Below are 3,869 nucleotides of genomic sequence, written 5' to 3'. Positions count from 1 at the left end.
ACTTGAAATCCGTCATCGTTCCGTCCGTCCAATCTCCGCCAAGCATGCTCAAGCTTCACGATTTTTGCAACAGAGCCCACACGAGTATTGAGCATAGTCGAGATTGGTGCAGATCACTTCTGATATTGAACTGTCAGGAGCTGGCTGCACAACAGCCATTACGCCCAATCAACTGGTGCAGTCGTCTTCTGAAAATGACATTTGGTATCTCTCATAAACGGATGTTTTTGAGAGAACTATCTTCGGCCTTCACACGCACGAAAGGCGGCGAAGCTCCGCCGTTAATCCGTCCGCCGGAGATCTCGCCCAGGCAGGCTGAAGGCCGAGCAAGCCTGACAGGCCCGAAAAGCCCGGCACGGGCGTCGGCGGCGATGACGGCGGCGGCATTATCCAGGGTTGATGATGGAAGTGGAGGATATCGACAACCTCTCGCGCAACCAAGACATCGCGGTCGGACTGCAAGTGATCTTGAAGCCACGGGCCCGTCCCACCCCGACATGGACCTCGATGCCCGAACGGACGTTAGATTTCGAGTTCTAGGCGTTCTGCGATGAAGGTTGGATCCCAGCCGGGATTGAAAGTGTCGACGTGGGTGAATCCGAGCCGCTCGTATAGGCCACGCAGGTTCGGGTGGCAGTCGAGCCGCAGCTTGGCGCACCCCTGCGTTCGCGCGGCATGGCGGCAAGCCTCGATCAGCGCGGAGCTGACACCCCGGCCCGCATGTGTCCGTCGCACCGCGAGCTTGTGCAGATATGCGGCCTCCCCCTTGAGGGCGTCGGGCCAGAACTCGGGATCCTCGGCCGACAAGGTGCAACAGCCGACGATGCCGTCGCTGCAACTCGCGACTAGGAGCTCGGATCTCAGGACGAAGGTCTCCGCGAATGTCCGGTCGATCCGCGCGACGTCCCAGGCGGGCGTTCCCTTGGCGGACATCCACGCCGCAGCGTCGTGCATCAGCCGCACAACCTCGTCGATATCACCCGAGCAGGCGACCCGAACGTTCGGAGGCTCCTCGCTGTCCATTCGCTCCCCTGGCGCGGTATGAACCGCCGCCTCATAGTGCAGTTTGATCCTGACGAGCCCAGCATGTCTGCGCCCACCTTCGCGGAACCTGACCAGGGTCCGCTAGCGGGCGGCCGGAAGGTGAATGCTAGGCATGATCTAACCCTCGGTCTCTGGCGTCGCGACTGCGAAATTTCGCGAGGGTTTCCGAGAAGGTGATTGCGCTTCGCAGATCTCCAGGCGCGTGGGTGCGGACGTAGTCAGCGCCATTGCCGATCGCGTGAAGTTCCGCCGCAAGGCTCGCTGGACCCAGATCCTTTACAGGAAGGCCAACGGTGGCGCCCAAGAAGGATTTCCGCGACACCGAGACCAATAGCGGAAGCCCCAACGCCGACTTCAGCTTTTGAAGGTTCGACAGCACGTGCAGCGATGTTTCCGGTGCGGGGCTCAAGAAAAATCCCATCCCCGGATCGAGGATGAGCCGGTCGGCAGCGACCCCGCTCCGTCGCAAGGCGGAAACCCGCGCCTCGAAGAACCGCACAATCTCGTCGAGCGCGTCTTCGGGTCGAAGGTGACCGGTGCGGGTGGCGATGCCATCCCGCTGCGCTGAGTGCATAACCACCAGCCTGCAGTCCGCCTCAGCAATATCGGGATAGAGCGCAGGGTCAGGAAATCCTTGGATATCGTTCAGGTAGCCCACGCCGCGCTTGAGCGCATAGCGCTGGGTTTCCGGTTGGAAGCTGTCGATTGAAACACGGTGCATCTGATCGGACAGGGCGTCTAAGAGCGGCGCAATACGTCTGATCTCATCGGCCGGCGATACAGGCCTCGCGTCCGGATGGCTGGCGGCCGGTCCGACATCCACGACGTCTGATCCGACTCGCAGCATTTCGATCGCCGCGGTGACAGCGCCGGCGGGGTCTAGCCGCCGGCTCTCATCGAAGAAGGAGTCCTCGGTGAGATTCAGAATGCCGAACACCGTCACCATGGCGTCGGCCTCCGCAGCGACTTCCACGATGGGGATCGGGCGAGCAAAAAGGCAGCAATTATGAGCCCCATACCTACAAAGCCCCACGCATCAAGCTTTTGCCCATGAAGCAACCAGGCAATGGCTGTAATTATGACGACGCCGAGTCCCGACCAGACTGCATAAGCAACACCGACAGGGATGGATTTCAGAACCAGAGAAAGAAAATAAAATGCGATGCCATAACCGATTATGACAACGGCGGAAGGGGCAAGCTTAGTAAAGCCCTCGCTAGATTTTAATGCGGATGTTGCGATTACTTCGCCAACTATTGCGATAACAAGAAAAAGCCAGCCTTTCATGATATATCTCCCAATTTGTGTAGGGCTTATTATGCACGCTTAAAAATAATAAAAGCAGACTTGACCTGATAGTTTGGCTGTGAGCAATTATGTGCTTAGTGCATCTAACGCCTGAATTAAGCCGAGCCGCGAAGCGGCTTCGGCTTAAATGAATAGTTAGACGTTAGACGTTCTTGGCGCCATCGCAAATATGCGAAGTTTGAGATTTTCGCTTTTCGAGCAAATCAGCGACCGCAGACTTTGCATAGCCAATGAACGCCGAAGTCTCATCTGCACGCAAAGCAAGACTATCCTTGCAAAGCCCAAGATAGGCTTGCCGCGCCTCAACCAGTATTGGCTTATGCTCAGCTGGCAAGCGCTCTAAAACCCATTCGGCGGCCACATCCTTGGGGACGATTCCTCCAGTTTCAGTGCTATACCAGATCCGAGCTAACGTGAGTACGATGTTCCGCTCCTCATTTTCCCAATCCTCATGAGTATTCCACAGCTTAAGGGTATCGGAAAGCACCTGGAGAAAGTCATGCTCTGGCACCGGCATGAAGACTTTTTGAGCCACTGGACCTACTAAAGCGATGCTGTGTTGCCTAGCTTTCGTTATTAGAATTGCAAGGTCGGCGTCCAAGGCGGCTGGCTCGAAGACACCTTCAAGAATATCCTCCCGCAGCCACTCCCCGAACTGCAGTTCTCGTCGTGCCGGATAACGCCAAGGCACTACTTCGTTGCATGCAACAACAGTTACCTCTAGCGGCCGGAGTATTGAGCTTTCGCATGGTGGTGCCGAGATATTCAAGAAATCGAGCATCAGGGAGCGTCTGGTAGCTTCATCCAAGCGTGCATCCACGGTAACCAGCAGATCAATGTCGCTATATGGTTTGAGGCCACCATCAATTGCAGAACCATACAAGTGTATGGCTTTCAGCGTTGATGCCAAATGGCGTTTAATTACATCGCGTGCCTGTGAAAGCTGTCTTGAGATTCCGGTGTGTATAGAGTTGCTCATCATGTCTAACTTTGTTTTAGGGCGACTGCCCTGCTGCGTAACATCGTTGCTGCTCCATAACATCAAACATCGACCCACGGCGTAACGCGCTTGCTGCTTGGATGCCCGAGGCATAGACTGTACAAAAAAACAGTCATAACAAGCCATGAAAACCAGCACTGCACCGTTACCACCGCTGCGTTCGGTCAAGGTTCTGGACCAGTTGCGTGAGCGCATACGCTACTTGCATTATAGCTTACGAACCGAACAGGCTTATGTCCACTGGGTTCGTGCCTTCATCCGTTTCCACGGTGTGCGTCACCCGGCAACCTTGGGCAGCAGCGAAGTCGAGGCATTTCTGTCCTGGCTGGCGAACGAGCGCAAGGTTTCGGTCTCCACGCATCGTCAGGCATTGGCGGCCTTGCTGTTCTTCTACGGCAAGGTGCTGTGCACGGATCTGCCCTGGCTTCAGGAGATCGGAAGGCTCTGTTGCAAAAATCGTGAAGCTTGAGCATGCTTGGCGGAGATTGGACGGACGGAACGATGACGGATTTCAAGT

4 protein-coding genes and 1 pseudogene are annotated in these 3,869 nt (G+C 56.1%); 1 reads left to right on the top strand and 4 read right to left on the bottom strand.

From position 1 onward, the window contains the following. Positions 1 to 522: 522 nt before the first annotated feature. The 4 genes from PV766_RS23940 to PV766_RS23925 all read right to left on the bottom strand — a co-directional run bounded on the left by PV766_RS23940 (position 523) and on the right by PV766_RS23925 (position 3,331). Positions 523 to 1,023, bottom strand: coding sequence for a GNAT family N-acetyltransferase (locus PV766_RS23940; protein WP_000376623.1), 501 nt, complete (start codon positions 1,021 to 1,023; stop codon positions 523 to 525). 127 nt (positions 1,024 to 1,150) lie between these two features. Further along, positions 1,151 to 1,990 (bottom strand): sulfonamide-resistant dihydropteroate synthase Sul1, encoded by an 840-nt coding sequence (gene sul1, locus PV766_RS23935; protein ID WP_000259031.1) that lies wholly within the window; start codon positions 1,988 to 1,990, stop codon positions 1,151 to 1,153. Next, complete coding sequence (locus PV766_RS23930; RefSeq protein ID WP_000679427.1) at positions 1,984 to 2,331, bottom strand: quaternary ammonium compound efflux SMR transporter QacE delta 1; 348 nt, start codon at positions 2,329 to 2,331, stop codon at positions 1,984 to 1,986. Before PV766_RS23930 ends, sul1 begins: the two co-directional genes overlap by 7 nt. A 163-nt stretch (positions 2,332 to 2,494) precedes the next feature. Beyond that, positions 2,495 to 3,331 (bottom strand): ANT(3'')-Ia family aminoglycoside nucleotidyltransferase AadA9, encoded by an 837-nt coding sequence (locus PV766_RS23925; protein ID WP_010991842.1) that lies wholly within the window; start codon positions 3,329 to 3,331, stop codon positions 2,495 to 2,497. A 145-nt stretch (positions 3,332 to 3,476) separates the two neighbouring features. Between PV766_RS23925 and intI1 the strand changes: the two are divergent. Next, positions 3,477 to 3,794, top strand: a pseudogene (intI1, locus tag PV766_RS23920) (class 1 integron integrase IntI1); the annotation flags it as partial. Between the last annotated feature and the right edge of the window lie 75 nt (positions 3,795 to 3,869).

This window comes from Rhodococcus sp. As11 (genome assembly GCF_048957735.1).
GTDB classification, from domain to species: domain Bacteria; phylum Actinomycetota; class Actinomycetes; order Mycobacteriales; family Mycobacteriaceae; genus Rhodococcus; species Rhodococcus gordoniae.
Note: the sequence above shows the minus strand (reverse complement) of the source record. Positions and strands in the feature narration are given on the sequence as shown.